Annotated in this window: 17 protein-coding genes; 4 read left to right on the top strand and 13 right to left on the bottom strand. The window is 42.4% G+C overall.

The annotated features are described in order from the left end of the window. Positions 1 to 95 precede the first annotated feature (95 nt). Together BDD43_RS17665 and BDD43_RS17660 are read left to right on the top strand one after the other, a co-directional pair. Complete coding sequence (locus BDD43_RS17665; protein WP_121198920.1) at positions 96 to 1,070, top strand: polyprenyl synthetase family protein; 975 nt, start codon at positions 96 to 98, stop codon at positions 1,068 to 1,070. A 4-nt stretch (positions 1,071 to 1,074) separates the two neighbouring features. Next, positions 1,075 to 1,467 carry an energy transducer TonB gene (locus BDD43_RS17660; protein ID WP_121198919.1) on the top strand — a complete coding sequence of 131 codons (393 nt, stop codon included), beginning with the start codon at positions 1,075 to 1,077 and terminating at the stop codon, positions 1,465 to 1,467. A 67-nt stretch (positions 1,468 to 1,534) separates the two neighbouring features. Here BDD43_RS17660 and BDD43_RS17655 read toward each other — a convergent pair whose 3' ends face one another. Next, complete coding sequence (locus BDD43_RS17655; RefSeq protein ID WP_121198918.1) at positions 1,535 to 1,969, bottom strand: hypothetical protein; 435 nt, start codon at positions 1,967 to 1,969, stop codon at positions 1,535 to 1,537. 78 nt (positions 1,970 to 2,047) lie between these two features. Between BDD43_RS17655 and BDD43_RS17650 the strand changes: the two genes are divergently transcribed. Then, complete coding sequence (locus BDD43_RS17650; RefSeq protein ID WP_121198917.1) at positions 2,048 to 2,875, top strand: hypothetical protein; 828 nt, start codon at positions 2,048 to 2,050, stop codon at positions 2,873 to 2,875. A 332-nt stretch (positions 2,876 to 3,207) separates the two neighbouring features. Here BDD43_RS17650 and BDD43_RS17645 read toward each other — a convergent pair whose 3' ends face one another. Continuing rightward, positions 3,208 to 3,603 (bottom strand): SRPBCC family protein, encoded by a 396-nt coding sequence (locus BDD43_RS17645; RefSeq protein WP_121198916.1) that lies wholly within the window; start codon positions 3,601 to 3,603, stop codon positions 3,208 to 3,210. A gap of 12 nt (positions 3,604 to 3,615) precedes the next feature. Beyond that, positions 3,616 to 4,269: an orotate phosphoribosyltransferase gene (gene pyrE, locus BDD43_RS17640; RefSeq protein WP_121198915.1), complete on the bottom strand. Its 654-nt coding sequence runs from the start codon at positions 4,267 to 4,269 to the stop codon at positions 3,616 to 3,618. 345 nt (positions 4,270 to 4,614) lie between these two features. On the opposite strand from pyrE, the gene BDD43_RS17635 reads away from it, so the two are divergent. Continuing rightward, on the top strand, positions 4,615 to 5,451 hold the full coding sequence (locus tag BDD43_RS17635) for a polysaccharide deacetylase family protein (protein ID WP_246001647.1): 837 nt from the start codon (positions 4,615 to 4,617) through the stop codon (positions 5,449 to 5,451). Positions 5,452 to 5,760: 309 nt separating this feature from the next. Here BDD43_RS17635 and BDD43_RS17630 read toward each other — a convergent pair whose 3' ends face one another. From BDD43_RS17630 to BDD43_RS17590, 10 genes are all read right to left on the bottom strand, one after another. Beyond that, the gene (locus tag BDD43_RS17630; RefSeq protein ID WP_121198914.1) at positions 5,761 to 6,366 is read right to left on the bottom strand and encodes an RteC domain-containing protein; all 606 of its coding nucleotides are present in this window, start codon (positions 6,364 to 6,366) and stop codon (positions 5,761 to 5,763) included. Between the two features lie 234 nt (positions 6,367 to 6,600). Further along, entirely contained in the window at positions 6,601 to 7,524 is a 924-nt protein-coding gene (locus BDD43_RS17625) for a helix-turn-helix transcriptional regulator (protein ID WP_121198913.1), read from the bottom strand. Positions 7,525 to 7,532: 8 nt separating this feature from the next. Further along, complete coding sequence (locus BDD43_RS17620; RefSeq protein WP_121198912.1) at positions 7,533 to 8,108, bottom strand: GNAT family N-acetyltransferase; 576 nt, start codon at positions 8,106 to 8,108, stop codon at positions 7,533 to 7,535. A gap of 273 nt (positions 8,109 to 8,381) precedes the next feature. Beyond that, positions 8,382 to 8,504: a hypothetical protein gene (locus BDD43_RS30840; protein ID WP_008507988.1), complete on the bottom strand. Its 123-nt coding sequence runs from the start codon at positions 8,502 to 8,504 to the stop codon at positions 8,382 to 8,384. A 38-nt stretch (positions 8,505 to 8,542) separates the two neighbouring features. Then, complete coding sequence (locus BDD43_RS17615; RefSeq protein WP_121198911.1) at positions 8,543 to 8,779, bottom strand: hypothetical protein; 237 nt, start codon at positions 8,777 to 8,779, stop codon at positions 8,543 to 8,545. Positions 8,780 to 8,849: 70 nt separating this feature from the next. After that, positions 8,850 to 9,164, bottom strand: a complete 315-nt coding sequence (locus BDD43_RS17610; RefSeq protein WP_121198910.1) for a hypothetical protein — start codon at positions 9,162 to 9,164, stop codon at positions 8,850 to 8,852. Between the two features lie 12 nt (positions 9,165 to 9,176). Beyond that, positions 9,177 to 10,562, bottom strand: coding sequence for a DUF5689 domain-containing protein (locus BDD43_RS17605; protein WP_147425676.1), 1,386 nt, complete (start codon positions 10,560 to 10,562; stop codon positions 9,177 to 9,179). Between the two features lie 143 nt (positions 10,563 to 10,705). Then, positions 10,706 to 11,623: a hypothetical protein gene (locus BDD43_RS17600; RefSeq protein WP_246001645.1), complete on the bottom strand. Its 918-nt coding sequence runs from the start codon at positions 11,621 to 11,623 to the stop codon at positions 10,706 to 10,708. Continuing rightward, positions 11,620 to 13,200, bottom strand: a complete 1,581-nt coding sequence (locus BDD43_RS17595; protein ID WP_121198908.1) for a hypothetical protein — start codon at positions 13,198 to 13,200, stop codon at positions 11,620 to 11,622. Before BDD43_RS17595 ends, BDD43_RS17600 begins: the two co-directional genes overlap by 4 nt. Positions 13,201 to 13,211: 11 nt before the next feature. Further along, entirely contained in the window at positions 13,212 to 16,583 is a 3,372-nt protein-coding gene (locus BDD43_RS17590) for a TonB-dependent receptor (RefSeq protein WP_246001641.1), read from the bottom strand. Between the last annotated feature and the right edge of the window lie 40 nt (positions 16,584 to 16,623).

Raw genomic sequence — 16,623 nt, 5'->3', positions numbered from 1 at the left:
TTAAATTTGGTGTAAAATAACGTTGGCTTTAGCACTTGATACTAACTACTTGCTACTAATTATTACTTTTGCAAATTATAGGTTACAGGTTACACATGCAGCAAATACAGCAGTTACAAAATTCAATAAATCAATACATTGCCAATAAACGCTACGGCGCTTCGCCTGCAGAGCTTTACGACCCGATAGGCTACATTATGTCGCTCGGTGGTAAACGCTTGCGCCCATGCCTGCTATTGATGGCCTGTGATATGTTTGGCGGCGATGTTGAACAAGCCCTTGCGCCCGCCCTGGCTATTGAGGTTTTTCACAACTTTACGCTGATGCACGATGACATTATGGACAAAGCTCCATTACGCCGTGGCAAACCAACCGTACACGAAAAATGGAACGCCAATGTAGCCATCCTTTCGGGAGATGTGATGATGGTAGAATCAAACAAACTCATTATGCAGGTTAACGATAGCATTTTGCGCCCTGTATTGGATGTTTTTAATAATACTGCCGTTGGCGTTTGCGAAGGCCAGCAAATTGACATGAATTTTGAAACACGTGCCATTGTTGGTATAGACGAATATATTAACATGATACGCCTAAAAACTGCCGTGTTAGTTGGTGGCGCACTAAAAATGGGCGCACTAATAGGCGGTGCTACCGACAGCGAAGGCACTTTGCTATACAACTTTGGCGAACAACTGGGCATTGCTTTCCAACTACAGGATGATATTCTGGATGTTTACGGCGATCCTGAAAAATTTGGCAAACAGGTTGGCGGCGACATTATATCCAATAAAAAAACTTACCTGCTTATTAAAGCTCTTGAATTAGCCCAGGGCGAAACCCTTACCCAACTTAACCAATGGCTTGCCGCCGATGATTTTGACCCGGCAAAAAAAGTTGAAGCCGTGAAAAGCATTTACAACCAACTGGGCATTCGCGAGCGTGCCGAAGCCGAAATGAGCCAATATGCCGAAAAAGCCTTACAAAACTTCGAAAAAATTAACCTGCCCGATAACCGCAAAACAGTTTTGAAAGAGTTTGCTGATGCGCTGTTGGTGAGGGAATATTAAAGTTATGAGAAAGCTGGTATACATAATTCTGTTAATATGTCTGCCGCTTTTTTGTATTGCTCAAAAAGCAGAGGTCGATACCACGGTTTATAATGCTGTTGAAGTGCAGCCAAAGTTTCCGGGTGGTGAGGCGGCACTTGGCAAATTGCTAATGGATAACGTACATTATCCAAAAAATAATGAAAATGTGATGCTGGAAAGTCGCACGGTTATTCAGTTTATAGTTGAAAAAGACGGTACATTGACTAATTTCGAAAAACTTAAAGGTGCAGACGTAATATACGACCAAATAGTTAACAGTCTAAAAAAGGCACCCAAATGGACACCAGGTAGTTTAAATGGAAAAGTAGTGAGAGTGCGATATTTCATACCCATTCAAATTTGCTTAGGGGAATAATAGCTTCCTGTTATAAGGAGCAAATTCATATGCTTGATACTATCAAATGATACTATCAAAGCTAAATTCAATCAATATCCACAAGTTCAACCTGCCAGCTTTTACGGTTGGCCCAGTCGCCACCGGTAAATTTTAGTTTAGTTGTCCATTGTTGCTTTATAAACCTGCCGCCTACACTTTGGGCATTTACATAGCCGTTTAAAACGTATGTGTTGGTTGAGGTATCAATATTTGCGTGAAAATTATTTTTAGAAAAATCTGCCGAGGCCGGTAGTTTCAGTTTGTCTTTCACAAAACTTTGTGCCATGCTGTAGGCCTGTTGAGCATTAGGTTTAACGCTAAGATGGCGGGTTTCGTTTTTATCGATGCCAAAGATAAATAGCATCGCAAAAAGAAATAACACTACGCCAAATAAGCTGGCGGTTTTAATGTGCGGACTTTGTAGCAACTTTCCCTTTTTGCTTTCATCCACACTTTGCGTTCCCGGTTCCAAAAAACTCATAACAATATATTTTGCTTATATTAAGCGTTATTAGCCCGTTTTGTTTTACATTAACAAACAAAACATTTCACTCTCCGTATGCTAAACAATACCGTTTTGATAAAATACCTGCTTACAGCCACGCTGCTCATCTTAGCCATGAGCACAAAAATGTATGCGCACGCTATGGTAACCGATACCATGACACGTGCGCAATACATTCGCTCGCAAACGGTAAAAGCCGATACATTAAACCGGTTGGCGCTTAAGCTTGCCGTGCCTACAGCCACTCAAAAAGAATTAAACCAGGCTATTGAATATATTATGAAGGGTTTGCACATGTATTCCAAATTTAGGGATACCATAGGGGTGCGAGAAACCTTTGACCATTTGGCATTGGTTTACCATTTGCAAAAAAAATACACCCAGGCTAAATGGTTTTCAGTTCAGTCTAATTCGCTATCAATACAACTTAAAGATACCGGCAACATCATAAACTCGCTTATTGCCCTGGCCGTTGTAAAAACCGAAACCAAAGACTACGCTATAGCCAGGAAAGATTTACATGAAGCAATGAGATTTGCCAAACTCACACCAGGCATAACGCTCCAGATAAAGGTTGAGGAAGCATATGCTGATTTTTATACGCAACAAGGTGATTCGAAAAAAAACAAACAGATTACAAACCGGATTGCTTTTTTGAAAGATTCGGTAAGCAAACAACAAAACGCTCAAAAAATCGCATTGCTCAAAAAACAAAACGATTCGTCTCAACTTAAATTAAAGCAAAAACAAGCCACAACTCAAAAAGGTCCGGGCTCGCAAAGATCTGAGTCAAACCATATTTTTACTACGCTAATTGTTGGGGGCGCCATAGCGGTTACTATTTTACTAGTACTGTTTTATTTTAAAAGGAAGCGGCGCTAACAATTTATAAAGTGTGGAAATTGCTCCTTTTATTGGAATAAAAAAGGGGTATTGAAACCCCAGAGCGTGCAAGCAATACCACTTACATAGAAGTAACCACCTGATAAACAAATAACTAAATTGATAAAACCTATTGGCACCGCTATTGCCATTATCTTTAATATCAAAAACATTAAGATAATGGCAAATACTTTGTTTATAATTTCGGCGTTGGTTATTGGAGTTTTAGTGTTCGACGCACTGATGCATAAGTTTATTGATTTTTTCAATAAAATGCGCTAATTGCAATCTTACCTATTGTTTGCCAGCTTTAATAAGGCTTAACTACGCAATTAGCTCAGTATTTGGGCTAAACTTGTGGTTTCGCTATCGGCTAATTTTTGTAACGGTCCGCTTACCAGCATTTTCATCATCATGTTTAAATCGGCAGCAATTTTATAAACAGCAGTTGTTGTAGTGCCATTATCTTCCAACACCCATTTTAGCTCCAAATCAAAAGGCGCAGCCTCAGCCGGTACAATTGATATTTCTTTATTTTCAACGCGGTTGTTCACTTTTAAAACCAGCTTGGCCATGTTTTGTATAGTAAAGCGGGCCTCATCGGCGGTTGATGTCCAATTATAAATGTTTTCGGGCATCAACTGTTGGTGGTTATTCAAATCGGCCAAAAAGCTATAAACCTCACCTACAGGTTTATTAACGGTAACGCGGCTTTCAAAATCAGTCATATCTCAAATGTTTTATGTGGTAGCTATTTGTCCCCATTCAGCCGGGTTTTCGCGCCATTGCTCCAAAAGGTAAACATCACTTTTAGAGATGTACTGATGTTGCTCGGCATACTCAACAAGGGCTTTATAGTTTGATAAGGCAGCAAATTTGCAACCTGCATCTTTAAAGTTTTGCACAGCCAAATCAAAACCATAAGTAAATATGGCTACCAGGCCGGCAACATCACAACCGGCGGCGCGTAGCGCGTCAACCGCCTGAAGGCTGCTTTTCCCGGTTGATATTAAATCTTCAACCACTAAAACCCGTTGGCCCTCAAACACATCGCCCTCAATTAAATTGCCGGTGCCGTGTTCTTTGGCTTTGGCACGCACGTAAACAAAGGGCAAACCCAACTCCTGCGCCACTAATACTCCTTGCGGAATACCTGCGGTGGCAACACCTGCAATACAGGCTACGGGGCCAAATTCGTCTTGTATTAAACGCACTAATTTTTGGCGGATATAGGTACGGATAGCCGGATGCGAAAGCGTAACACGGTTATCGCAATAAATAGGAGATTTCCAGCCCGATGCCCAGGTAAAAGGATCGTTAGGTTGAAGTTTTACAGCTTTAATCTGTAGTAAAAATTCGGCAACTTCTTGTTCAGTCTCACTTTTATCAAACATAGTTAGATGATGTATTTAATTTAATTTTTATCTCTTTTTAATTTTCGAGGAGATTTAAAGAGAGTTTAGTCAATATTTATCGGCTATAAAAGAGTTAAAAAAAGCGCTGCTTTGTTGGTCAACCAGTGCTTTCAAAACCACACCAATTGCAAAATGATAATTCAAAATCTCCTACTTTCAATTAAGCAAAGTTAAAAAACCAAAAGATTTTATATCTACCCAACCGCAGATTTATTTTTCAACTTCAAATTTGTTTTATTTGATGATTGCAATAAATTGCGCCCTTAGTAAAATACCTAACCAGTATTTTGTGCATATTAGGCAAGTAATTAAACACAATTGAAAATGCCGATTAACAATATTACAGGGATGTTTGAGATTAGGAAATCAGTTTTTACATTACTTTTTTTGCTAACCGGTATACCTGCCCTGGCCCAGGATAAAGGTACCTGGAACAATAAACAGTGTGCAGTGGTACTCACTTACGATGATGCTTTGGATATAGACCTTGATAATGTGATACCCGCGCTGGATTCGTTAAAGCTAAAGGGTACTTTTTATCTCATTGGCTCATCGCCGGTGATTAACAAGCGGCTGGGCGAATGGCGCACAGCGGCAATGCATGGCCACGAACTGGGTAACCACTCGTTGTTTCACCCTTGCAGCGGCGGACCGACAAGAAGCTGGATAACACCCGAAAACGATTTAAGTAAATACACTGTGGCCCGCGCCGTTAACGAGATAAGGCAAAATAATACTTTACTAAAAGCAATTGACGGTAAAAACCTGCGCACCTTTGCTTTCCCTTGCGGCGATTTAACCATTGGCGGCGAAAATTTCTATACTGCACTCAAACCCGATTTTGCGGGTGCCCGTGGTGTAAGCCCCGGTTTGCAAACTGCAACAGACGTTGATTTGGATAATATAAAATGCTATGCCATTAACGGCCAAACTGCCGATTATATGATAAACCTGGTGAAGCAGGCCCAACAAAGCCATACGCTGCTTGTATTTTTATTTCACGGCGTAGGCGGCGGCCACAACCTTAACGTTAGCCTGGCCGACCACAGCAAGCTGATACACTATTTAAAAGCCAACGAAAAAGAAATTTGGATAGCCCCAATGGTTGATGTTGCAACCCGCATCAGCGCTTTGCAAGCGTCAAAAGGTTCGGCAAAGTAATATCGGAAACAAACAAACTATCAAACGGATAGTTACCCTTACCAGTATTTTCCACAAAAGCCAAAGTGCTTTGCTGTGTTATAATATGACCGGACGCTGTCCGAAGTTTCCAACTTCGGACTAATATGCAAATAGTTTACAACTACATTCAACAGAAAAAAGCCTCAAATCTTCTGATTCAAGGCTTCTCATTCTCTCTGTAACCGACGAACCCGAATTTTCGAACCATTTTTTACAAGATTTGAAAAATTTGGCGGCTACAGCGGAAAATATTTTAAAAAAGGTCCAAGATAAATTGGAGTAATAATATTATTTGCTGTTGACCTCAATGATCATATTCTTCGCAAATAATTTCTCTTCTTTAGAAGTAATTTGAAAAGCCTGTTTACTATTATAAAATTGATCAATTTTTGAAAGTATAATCTTGGAAAACAGGTAATCGCAGCTGGTGGCAAACTCGGGGTCAAGTTCCGGCACTTCAGGGATCAGCACGCTTTGCACCTCTACGCCACGCACAAATAACAGGCTATCCAGTTCAGTTGCCCCGAGGCGATAGTACTGGTAATAAAATGCAATCAGCCTAAAGAAACGCTGGATCACCTTCAGTTCCTCGTTATAGGCGGCTTTCAACACTTCTTTGTCCCCGGCAGGGATGCCGGTTACGATCCCGTACCATTCCAGGTAGTAAATACGCAGGGCAAAGAATTTAGGCTTGATGTGCTTAAAGAAATGTATCTGGGCGGCTTCATCGGCAAAGGGGTTTTTAAGCACATGGTCTTTTAACTTTTTAAGTGCTTCTCTGACACATTTCAGCACCGCAGACAGAATTTTAAAAGGCTCTGTTTCCCTGGCAACAATTTTCTCAATGTCGCCGGTAAGCTGTCCGTACAGCTTTTCACTCATCTTTTCTAACATAGTAAACAGGTTAAATGATTCCTGCTGCCTGCCGGATTTTCCGACGATCAGCCTCACAGGAGATGCGTATCCGTTCTTTGCATAGTACTTCTTTTTTTAAGATGAAGCGACAAATTTGAGGGAGATTTCGAGCTTTTAAGTGAGCAATTGATGCGTAATTTGCTACGCATTGTTTGCGTAATTGAGATTACGCTAAGGTTAAGCAATCGAAATAAAGCCGATTTTAACACTAACTTAAAAACTATTCATTTTACGGACCAGTTCAGAACGGGTGGTAACCTCCACTTTGTTAAATATGTTCTGGACGTGTTTGTTGACCGTTCTTTCGGAGATAAATAGTTTTTCCGCGATCTCCTTGTAGCGAAGCCGCTGGCAGATCATGTTAACCACATCATTTTCCCGGGGCGAAAGGGCAAAACGCTTGCAGTTCGCGTCAATTGCAACCTGATCAATGGGGATAACTTCCAATTCTGCATACATTTCTCTTTCCTGCTTGGCACGCCTGGTCGCCTTAAAAATAAACATGCCTGTAATGAACAGGAACCCCAGATTTGTAAACAGCACTTCTATGGCCTGACTGAAATGAAAATAAGTGATCGGCACCATTGCCACCCAAGGCACAACAGCGCAATAGACCGCTATCTCCTCGATATAAAAACGCCGATTCCGGTTCTCCTTATAATGTACCCTGATCGCAATGAGTATGGCGCGAAGCACGATAAAGGAATAAAAAAAAGGGATAATGATCCCGTACTTGACCGCAAAATCAATATTGTCGTTCAGGGAATAGGAAATGATAAAGAATACAACATAGGGCAGCAGCAGGAACAAGGGAACACCGTAAATGGCATGGAAACGTAACCGTTTTAGCTCGAAAGCCATGTAAAAATAAAACGGAAAATAAGAGGCCATGAGAAAACCACTGCCGTAGGCAATGATGTTCTGCGTCCGGATGGATATAAAAGTAATTTCGCTATCAGGGAACAATCCGCCTGAAACGTTATAGACGATCAGCAGCCCCAGTAACAACAGGTACCAGAAACGGGGCTTGTCCTCCGGCTGGTTCAGATAATAGCCAAACTGCACCCCAAACATCACCAGTTCCAGTGTGACAAAAAATAAAGTAACCACATGCATCTCTGTTCCAAACACCAGCATAGCCCGATTTATTTAGGTTCATATTTCAGGAAATGCAATATGTAACCCAGATCAAGGGTATCGTAAACAGCAAAACCATGTTTCTCGTACCATGACAGGTTTCGTTCTGTCGAGGTTTCAAGGTATACCGGAAGGCCAAGGCCAGTCGCATGGCCGAGCACTTCTTTTAGTAACCTGCCGCCTGTGCCCTGGTGCTGGTAAAGCGGGCTGACCCCAATAAACCAAAGGTAAGCCATCGTTTTTTTAGGCCGTTTTGCCTTAATCCTTGCTTCCTGGTTAAGCGCCTTTCTAATGCCGCTGACCCCTACAGCTTTTAAGATCAGCTTTATATCCAGCCATAAAGAAGCAAAAGTGGTTCTTTTTTGATGGGGGAACAGTACCAGGGCGCAGGCTTTTCGGTCTTCCGATAGCCATACCTCACCAAACCGGTAACACACTTCAAAGGAATAGTCCATCAGCGCCAGGATGCGCTCTTTGCGTTTATCGTCCTGTCGGATGATATAATTTACACTTAAATTGTCGTTAAAGGCGGCGGATAACAGCTCGGTTACCAGGCACTTGTCGGTTCTTTTCGCATTGATCATAATCTTCTCACTGTCGGTGTTCCAGTTTAGGTTAAATGCGAAAGGGCGGGAATGACCCGAACTGTCTGAGAGGTACGACTAAATACCCAAAAAACAGAACAAGCCAGCCCGCACTTTCGCAGGCGTAAACTTGCTCCTGTTTTTTATTCAAAAATTTAGTCGTTTTCTCAGACAGGAAGCGTGTAGACGCAGAATGTGTATATTTTGTTATAGTTTAAATTGTAAAATTACATCATAGGCATTTAATTAATAATTGCTGTATTTTCAATAGTGCTATTCTTTTTTCCAATCATCCCAAAAACGTTTTTCCCTCCGGGTGTCATTGATGATGGCTATAATGACACCGATCAAAAAAACGATCAACATTCCAAAACCGATTATCGTCGCAGTTTCCATAGTTTAGCTTTATTGTAATGGCATTAATTGCGTTTATCTTATTTATGCCCTAAACATACCCAGGCAAAGCCGATCAGGGTGTAGATCAATAAGCCGCCGCCTGCGGCAACTATACCTAATGATACCATGTTAGGGTTGTCAATCGGCTCTTTCTTTTGTTTCATTACCGTTTCTAAGAATGGCACATAATACCGCATGTCAAACCAGCGGGTCAGAAGTAAAACCGCGATGTCCAGAACCAATAAAATCGAAACGGCGATATAGATATTACGCATGATCTATAGTTTTTAAAAGGGCAGGCATTGCTGCGCTGCCCTTGATTACAATTATATATTCAAGTTTCGGCTAAGTACCGTAAGCTATCCTAATGTTTTGCACCAGCACCGGGAAACCCGGCATCTCCACCGAAATTTCTTTTTTCAGTTCTTTCAGCTTTTTGCCCAGGAATTGAATTTTAACATGGCTGTACATCACCTCATAATTCGTGATTTGCCGAGCCAATTCTTCGAGCAATCGTTCATAATTACTGTGCATGTTTTCCAGGTCCACTCGGTATTCCGTCGCCTGCTGCAAACACTCGCATTCCTTTCCTAAAAGCGTTTCCAACTGAAGCAGGGCATCCATCAAATGCACATGCCTCGATTTTGAGATGCCCTGCATAAATACCTGTTGTTAATAGTAGAATACGATCTTATCAAATAGTATCGGGGCGGCATTTGGGCTTCCTGTAAATGGCCTTGATGCGTTGTAGATCCGGAACTGAGGATTAGCTATAAAGGCAGTCGCCCTGTCAGCACTCACACCTTTCGCAATCAGTTCGTCTTTAGTCGGTATTGTATATTCAAAGGTAAAGAACTTGCCTTTTTGATTATAAGCTGGAGAAAGTGCCAGAATGGGTTTAACGGCGTCGTAGCTCATGTTATCGCCAGCATCTATTAAAGGCATGTTATCAGGCAAAATGGGTAACACGGCTATTTTTACAGAATCTGTAGTACCAAATGTAAATGCATATTCTCTTTGACTAAGTACAGTAACCACTTTTTCGGCAGAGGTTGCAGCAAACGAGATCGCTACCTTTTTAAGTCCCTGGTTGTTTGTGAAGTTTGATCGCAAACTTGCACCTGTGGTATTTACACTGGTATTGAATGCATATAGATAAGTTCTCGTCGGTGTAGTGAAAGTTGCATCATAGGTCGCGCCAGGGTAGAAATTAAATGATTGGGCGGTTGACAACCATTGTCCTACAGCCGTAGTGAACGGCGCATTAGCTGTAGATGGGACCACGATGGCTGACCCATCGCTAACTTTTTTCAAGTTTTGGAAATCTTCAGTTACGATACGTGAATACGGGCCGGATGCGAGGTCTGCCGTAGTTCTGATGTCTACCCTAAGATTGCTTCCGTCTATCCGCAAAATACCAGTGATATTACTTACGCTAACCGGGTAATCTGTGTTTTCAAAGGTTGCACCGGAAAGAACTTTTGAACCGAATGTTTGGTTACCTTTTTGAACTACCAGATTGCCTGTAAACTTTCCATTACCACCTGTTAACCCGTCAACAGGCAGGCTCACTAACATACCGTTCCAGGCGGTTTGATTGGTTACCAGATCAGCCGCCGTAGTCACTTTGGCAGTAATGGCTCCCGTTCCGGTTTTTTTAGCGTTAGCAACCGGGATCTTGTCAAGTATGATCTCGCCATTTACCTGGCTTAACTGCTGTTTCGAGATCGTAACCTCTACTTCGTCGTTTAAAGCGAAGTTGTGCGCGCCATCGAAATTAATGATGATACCGGGTTTATCAGTCGCTTCCTGTAACACGATACTTTTGGCATCGATGTTTTTGGCTGAGGCGTCCGAAATAACAATACCCTTGATCTTTCTGCCATCCGGCACAGTTACCGATGCGGCAGTACTTAACTTTTTCAGATCGGAGACAGCGATATTATCTACCGGAACCGGCCCGGTATTATCGTTTCCATTGTTCTTTTTACACGAGGTCATGCCCAAAGCCAGTAATAAAACCAGCCCGGCGGCTCTAAAAGTAATTTTCGTTTTCATTGTTTTTGTTTTATGGCCCTTTTACCGGCCGGTTTTTATGTGTTTTTAATTGTTATTCTTTTTTTTGACAAAGGCATAGCCTAAGCATACCTCTCCGGCATCTTTATTTATGTCTTATTTCTATTTTTTATTGATCCATAGGCTTAATAGCTCCGCCTAAGATTGGCCCGGAAGTTGGGCTGAACAGTTAACATTTCATATACAGGGCTACCATCGGCATTATGTCCGGTAAGTATCCGTCTTGATGTTGCCTGCCTAAAACCTTGAATTAACACGACGAAAGAACCGTTAGGTTCGGCTGGTACTGCCGCCGAAAGAATCACATTATTCGGAGCATCCTTTTCACTTATTTTCAGAATGATGTTACCTGAATTTCTGGCTGCGCCCACGGTGTCAATCTCCGTATAACCGGAAAAGGAACCAAATGCAAGGTCTTGTGGCAGCCCTGCTGTTTTGAGATTCCCCGTCGCATCCAACTGTTTAAGCATCAAATTTTGGCTATCAGTTCCTAAATGGACAATCCTGATCCTGACTTTTCCGGGAGTGCCCTGATATTCTTCCGGTACCTTAACTATCCGGTAAGCATCCATTGCTTCGGGGCTTTCGACAAGGTAAAATGATTGTAACTCATTCCTTGCAACTAAAGTCGTTTGTATGTCTTTAAGAAATACTTTGTCCGTGCCTGAAAAAATGAATTTATAATTACCCAAAGCAACGGGCATGTAATACATGTACTGGTAACCTGTAGGTACAAAGCCGGGATTAGGAAATATAGTGCCTGTGGCATTATATGGGTATTGCCGCAAATCGCTGGTTTCAGTGTAAACATCCTGATACTTAGGAAAAAGGAGAAATGGGCCATTAGGAACGCTATCGTTAATAAATACCAAGTTGTTTTTCCGCAAAGATTGGCGGCTGTTCAATACTTCTGAACCATTGTAGAAGTTTACGCCTCCGCTTATATCTCCCGGCAAAATTTCTTTTACCTCTTTTTTGCAGGATACTACCAATAAGATTGGCAGAAGGCTGCAAATAAATATCGATTTAATATTTCTGATCATTTTTTTACAGTTTTTACGATTACGGTTTTATTGTTGGCGGTACTGTAAATCATACCTTCTTCATCATAATTCAGCAACTGATCCTGTCCCGAATCACCGCTGAACATTTTGTAACTACCTGTTTCAACAGCGCCTGGCGCATAACGGTCGCCACGTTTTTTTATAAAATCCATTGTGCCGAAAGCCGGAAAACGATGATCGGAAAATGAAGCCGCTCTTTGTTGATAGTAGTAGATTAGTATGCGCCCTCCCGGTAAAGGCATAAAACCAAACAGGTCTGGGGTATCGAATGATCCGGCATTACACACAGCCGTTAATGTATTGAACACCCCGGATATATAGGGTTTATCGGTCGTGGGCGGCATGCTTAATTTTGAGTATTTATATAAGGTCACAGTGTTTTCCAGGTCGTACTGTAAAATATCTGTTAAGGCATTTATATTGCCCGAAGGAGCAAGTGCGTAACAATACATCCGCTGTTCGTCCGGCATGATATTACCCTGATTATAAATAATGCCAGTACCAGGAATTTTAAGGATTGAGGCGTTATATTCAGTTTGCAGGTTGGAATCATAATTAGGCGCAAGGGTTGTTTTAAACAGATACTTTATTGAACCGTTACTATTTAACAATGCAGTCGCGTAGTTATTGGCAAATGCGTAACCTCCACTGATGATAGTTTTACCAAGCCTTAGGTAGACATTGCCCTTACTGTCGGGATAAATTCCTGAAACGTCCATCAGGTTAACCTGGTTTATTGTTCCCTCTAACGGCAGAGCAGTGGGAATAACCGGTAATGCCATTGATTTTGGATAAAGCGTTTTATTTAACGTCGTGAGGGTTTTGGTTTTTAAGTCTATTTTACAGAGCCTATATATATAGCTGGTGGTACTGTTGGCCGAACCGTCAGTGGTCAGGGCCGAGAAATACAACGTGGATTCCTGGGGATCAGTTCCACCAGAATTAAAACCGGTGATGGCGAACGGGCCATCTGCGTCACTAAAGGTGGTCGTATTGATTACCGTTTGAACATTTGCAGATTTATCGATTTTAACGATCTGTCCGCTGGCGTTCGAATAAACATAAACGCTCCCTTTGCCGTTCAGGCAATACAAAACAACATCATTAGCTTGCGGAACAAAATGGCTTTGCAGCTTTAATTGAGCAGCAATAACTCCCGGAGACAAGATCTCGATAGATGGGCAATCAATAGTGTTACCGGCAGAAGTAATCTTAACCGGCCTGTTTTCGCCGATTCCCATTGCATTGGTAATGGTGATCGTCGCCTGGTCGCCTTCATACGGGTCCGACTGCGTTCCCCCAACTGTTACTTTTTTCAGGCTTACAATTTTTGCCTCAATACCGCCGATCTCAATTTTAAGGCCTTTCTCCGGATTTAGTCTTCCGGTAATAACCATTGTACTGTCCACCTCGTATGCCTTGTTATAGTTGTTCACTACTTCTGGCATGTCTACCAACTTTTGATAAAAATCCTGTGATTTCTTACATGCAGCTAAAGCGGATATAAGCATCAGGATAAGTACGATCTGACTTGATTTTTTGAATTTATATATCATTGTGCGCTTTATTAAAATGAATAAGAAAATGACAATACATAATGCCTGCCCGGATTGTATCTTGATGCGATATTGTCTCCTTCAACTTTGGTAACGCCATCAGTTACCACGGTTTTTACAGGTTCATATTTAGAAGTAAAATTGTAATCTTCCGCCATTTCGATTGGCTTATTCAACAGGTTTTGAACCGAAAATCTGGCCTGGATGGTTTTCACGATACGTTGTGTTACCGAAATATCAACCACATGCCGCGGCAGTTCCATCAGGCTTCCCCGGAATTGAGATCCATTTAAAGTTGGGTCAGCAGCAAACCCTCTTCCCGCCGCATAGATGCGGGTGCCCACGATATTGTAAATGCCTGATATTTTCGTCCCTGTCGATGCGTTATCATAGTATAAGCCGACGTTTACAATATAGGGTGCCTGGCCCTGTAGCGGGCGTTTGATGATAAAATTGCCTATCCGCTTATCAGGTTGATCTTTTTGCTCATTGGCTACGTCGGCGCTGTCTTTAATGGCTTCGCTTTTGATCAGCGTAAGGTTACCGATCACCGATAAACGCTTGAACAAGTTACCCGGAATGAAATCCAGATTTTTTCGCAATTCAAATTCTACTCCTTTAATGGAAGCCCTTGCGGCGTTCTGAAAAGTAATCAGCGCAGGGCTATTTAAAATCCTGTCGCTTGCATTAATTCGTTCAATCGGATTTTGCAGGGTCTTGTAAAAAGCGCCAATTGAGATGGTTTCCCCATATTGGTTCTTACGGGGATAAAACTCCAGCCTAAGATCGTAATTAGATGCGGTTGCCGGGCGCAAATAGGGATTACCTTGTCTTCTGGTATTGTTTTCCAAGTCGTAATCATTAAACGGAGAGATTTCCGTGAACTCGGGACGGTTAACCGTTTTACCGTAAGCGGCCCTGAGCACCCAATTATCATGCGGCCGATAGCTTGCATTAACAGATGGCAATATATCCAGTTTGGAAATATTGACCAGCACCGGACGATTGATCCCAGTCTGATCGGTAGGCTGAACGGCAGCGCCTACCCGCTGACGGTCGTATTCAATTCTAACGCCGCCGTAAACTTCAAATTTCCGGTGAGCAGGTGTAAAGCTCATAAGCGCGTAACCGCTGTTGTTCTGTTCAGTAGCCGTGTAAGCGTCGCTACCTTGTGTATTATCGACAACCAATAAGCCGGTCTTGTCATCCCGCAGATAATTGGCAGACCAGAGTCTGCTGAGATCTTGTTGCTTGAACGCTGTAAGGGCGGGGTCAACGTATGTGCCATATCCCCCCGGTGCCGTTATGTAATCGCTGTAAGTGCCTGTAAAGTCACCTTCGTGTACGGTATAAACCCTTCTGAAAACTTTTCGCTCCTTCCATTGCTGAAACGTTCCAGCTTTAAGGAACAGCCAGGGCTTAAACTTGTAAGTATAATCCAGTGAAGCATTGTAAATCCCTTCGTTATTGCGCGTCCAGGTGCGGGAAATCATACCCTGGTTGATCCTGCTTTGATTTTCGGAATCTTCCGGATCACCCTTTCTGCCCCTTGCGAACCAGTAAAGGTTGGGGTCGCCGGTTGTAAAAGCAGTTAGCGGAGCCTGCAACCGGATTACCCGCTGATCCGGAAGTTCCTGGCTGCTGTAGGTTAAGCCACCATTCCAGTCAAAACGATGTTTACCGCCGCCGTAATAGTGTGTTCCGCCGACATTACCTGCATATAAAAAACGCTGGCTGTAGGAAAGCACAATATCTTTATTGTCAAACGCTCTTTGATCGGCCATCACTCTGCGGTGAAATACCTTTTCTATGGTTGTTGACACGCCTTGTTGTAACAAGAAATTTTTAAACTGTAAGTTACTGCTATCCCGCAGCCTGTAAGTGAAGTTTTGCAGAAGGTTTAATTGAGCGCTTTCCCGGTTATTATTTTCGAAGGTTATCGCGTCATTCGGTATGGTACTTTTAAAGGCATCATCTATACCTTGCTGGCGATAAATATTGGCTTGCTGATCTTCGTGTTTGTAACTGAAAGAAGTTAGCATCGACAACGGTTTCCCAAACAACTTGTAGCTATCATAGTAATTTGTTGTTATCTGAATGGTAGGTAATGCCTGTTTTTGCCCCAAATACAAATAAGGGGAAAAGCCTTTAGCATATTGCTGCTGGGAGATGGTAGCTTTTTGTAAACTACCGTAGGCTGGTACTACAGTTGGTAGTTTGCGCGTTCCGTCGTCAAAACCTAAAAAATCAAATTTTCCGCCCTGATAGGTAAGCACATTTTTAAAGGTTGTACCCTCTCGCAAGCCAGTCTGCACTTCGATGTCGAAATGCTTTAAATTTTTTGCATCCTTGGTGTAGATCTTGACCACGCCGCCTGTGGCATCGCCCTGGTTTTCGGGTGATGGAGATTTGAAGACCAATATTTTATCAATGATCCTGCTTGGTATCAGGTCGAGCGCGAAAGCCCGGCTATATAACTCGGTACTTGGCGCTACGTTATCATTAAGATATGTTAAATTATACCTTTGATTCAATCCGCGAACAATGACAAATTTGTCATCTACAGTAGTTACCCCCGATACGCGTTGCATAACTTCAGCGGCATTTCTGTCGGCAGATTTGCTGATCTGTTCAGAGGAAATGGCCGATACCACCATTGATGCCTGCTTGACTTCTTCCAATACCTGGCGTTCAGAGGTATGTGAAACGGGGGCACGGCTTTTTTTGACACTGCTGATCACTACCTCTTTTAATGAGTTAGATCCCTGCAATTTAATATCATAGGTCGCTTCTTTGCCTGGCTTGACTTCTACAATTACTTTTTCTGTTGCGAAGCTGACATATGATACCTGAACCGTATATTTACCAGATGGAATATTGGTGAAGCTATAATATCCATCGATATTGGACTGCATACCTTTTTGTAGTTCAACAATGTATACTGACGCCCCAGGCAGGGGCTGCGAGGTTTCAAATTCTACAACGCGACCTTTAAGGGTGCCGGGGCCGCCGCCGGCTGATGCGTTTGGGCTTTTCGGAGCAGGGGTTTTAAGAACCACATACGACAAGCCGTTCTTCTGATAAGTAAAACCACTGCCTTTCAACACCATTTCCAGCAGCTGATCAACAGAAATGTTTTTAAATTCGCCACCTGCAACCTCAACAGCCTGAATATCTGATTTATTGTAAGCGATAACTACCCCGTAGGTAGTTCTGATGTTTGCAATCGCTTTTTCGAGTGTACTTTTCTCTATTTTCAGCGTCTTTTGTCCCTGCGCCTGTGTATACAAAGGCAACAGTAAAAATGTTAAGGCTACTAAGCGGGTTAACCATGTGCGGCCTGATAAACGCCGATTTAATTGCGGCGTAAGGTTCAATTTCATAAATTCGTGCTCTATTTTAAAATTTAACATGGCAAGGTGC

This window comes from Mucilaginibacter gracilis (assembly GCF_003633615.1).
Lineage (GTDB): Bacteria > Bacteroidota > Bacteroidia > Sphingobacteriales > Sphingobacteriaceae > Mucilaginibacter > Mucilaginibacter gracilis.
Note: the sequence above shows the minus strand (reverse complement) of the source record. Positions and strands in the feature narration are given on the sequence as shown.

What these genes read in the sequence shown, in the direction of transcription:
- BDD43_RS17665 (WP_121198920.1), top strand. Translation starts at nt 96, where the DNA reads ATGCAGCAAATACAGCAGTTACAAAATTCAATAAATCAATACATTGCC.
- BDD43_RS17660 (WP_121198919.1), top strand. Translation starts at nt 1,075, where the DNA reads ATGAGAAAGCTGGTATACATAATTCTGTTAATATGTCTGCCGCTTTTT.
- BDD43_RS17655 (WP_121198918.1), bottom strand. Translation starts at nt 1,969, where the DNA reads ATGAGTTTTTTGGAACCGGGAACGCAAAGTGTGGATGAAAGCAAAAAG.
- BDD43_RS17650 (WP_121198917.1), top strand. Translation starts at nt 2,048, where the DNA reads ATGCTAAACAATACCGTTTTGATAAAATACCTGCTTACAGCCACGCTG.
- BDD43_RS17645 (WP_121198916.1), bottom strand. Translation starts at nt 3,603, where the DNA reads ATGACTGATTTTGAAAGCCGCGTTACCGTTAATAAACCTGTAGGTGAG.
- pyrE (WP_121198915.1), bottom strand. Translation starts at nt 4,269, where the DNA reads ATGTTTGATAAAAGTGAGACTGAACAAGAAGTTGCCGAATTTTTACTA.
- BDD43_RS17635 (WP_246001647.1), top strand. Translation starts at nt 4,615, where the DNA reads ATGCCGATTAACAATATTACAGGGATGTTTGAGATTAGGAAATCAGTT.
- BDD43_RS17630 (WP_121198914.1), bottom strand. Translation starts at nt 6,366, where the DNA reads ATGTTAGAAAAGATGAGTGAAAAGCTGTACGGACAGCTTACCGGCGAC.
- BDD43_RS17625 (WP_121198913.1), bottom strand. Translation starts at nt 7,524, where the DNA reads ATGCTGGTGTTTGGAACAGAGATGCATGTGGTTACTTTATTTTTTGTC.
- BDD43_RS17620 (WP_121198912.1), bottom strand. Translation starts at nt 8,108, where the DNA reads ATGATCAATGCGAAAAGAACCGACAAGTGCCTGGTAACCGAGCTGTTA.
- BDD43_RS30840 (WP_008507988.1), bottom strand. Translation starts at nt 8,504, where the DNA reads ATGGAAACTGCGACGATAATCGGTTTTGGAATGTTGATCGTTTTTTTG.
- BDD43_RS17615 (WP_121198911.1), bottom strand. Translation starts at nt 8,779, where the DNA reads ATGCGTAATATCTATATCGCCGTTTCGATTTTATTGGTTCTGGACATC.
- BDD43_RS17610 (WP_121198910.1), bottom strand. Translation starts at nt 9,164, where the DNA reads ATGCAGGGCATCTCAAAATCGAGGCATGTGCATTTGATGGATGCCCTG.
- BDD43_RS17605 (WP_147425676.1), bottom strand. Translation starts at nt 10,562, where the DNA reads ATGAAAACGAAAATTACTTTTAGAGCCGCCGGGCTGGTTTTATTACTG.
- BDD43_RS17600 (WP_246001645.1), bottom strand. Translation starts at nt 11,623, where the DNA reads ATGATCAGAAATATTAAATCGATATTTATTTGCAGCCTTCTGCCAATC.
- BDD43_RS17595 (WP_121198908.1), bottom strand. Translation starts at nt 13,200, where the DNA reads ATGATATATAAATTCAAAAAATCAAGTCAGATCGTACTTATCCTGATG.
- BDD43_RS17590 (WP_246001641.1), bottom strand. Translation starts at nt 16,583, where the DNA reads ATGAAATTGAACCTTACGCCGCAATTAAATCGGCGTTTATCAGGCCGC.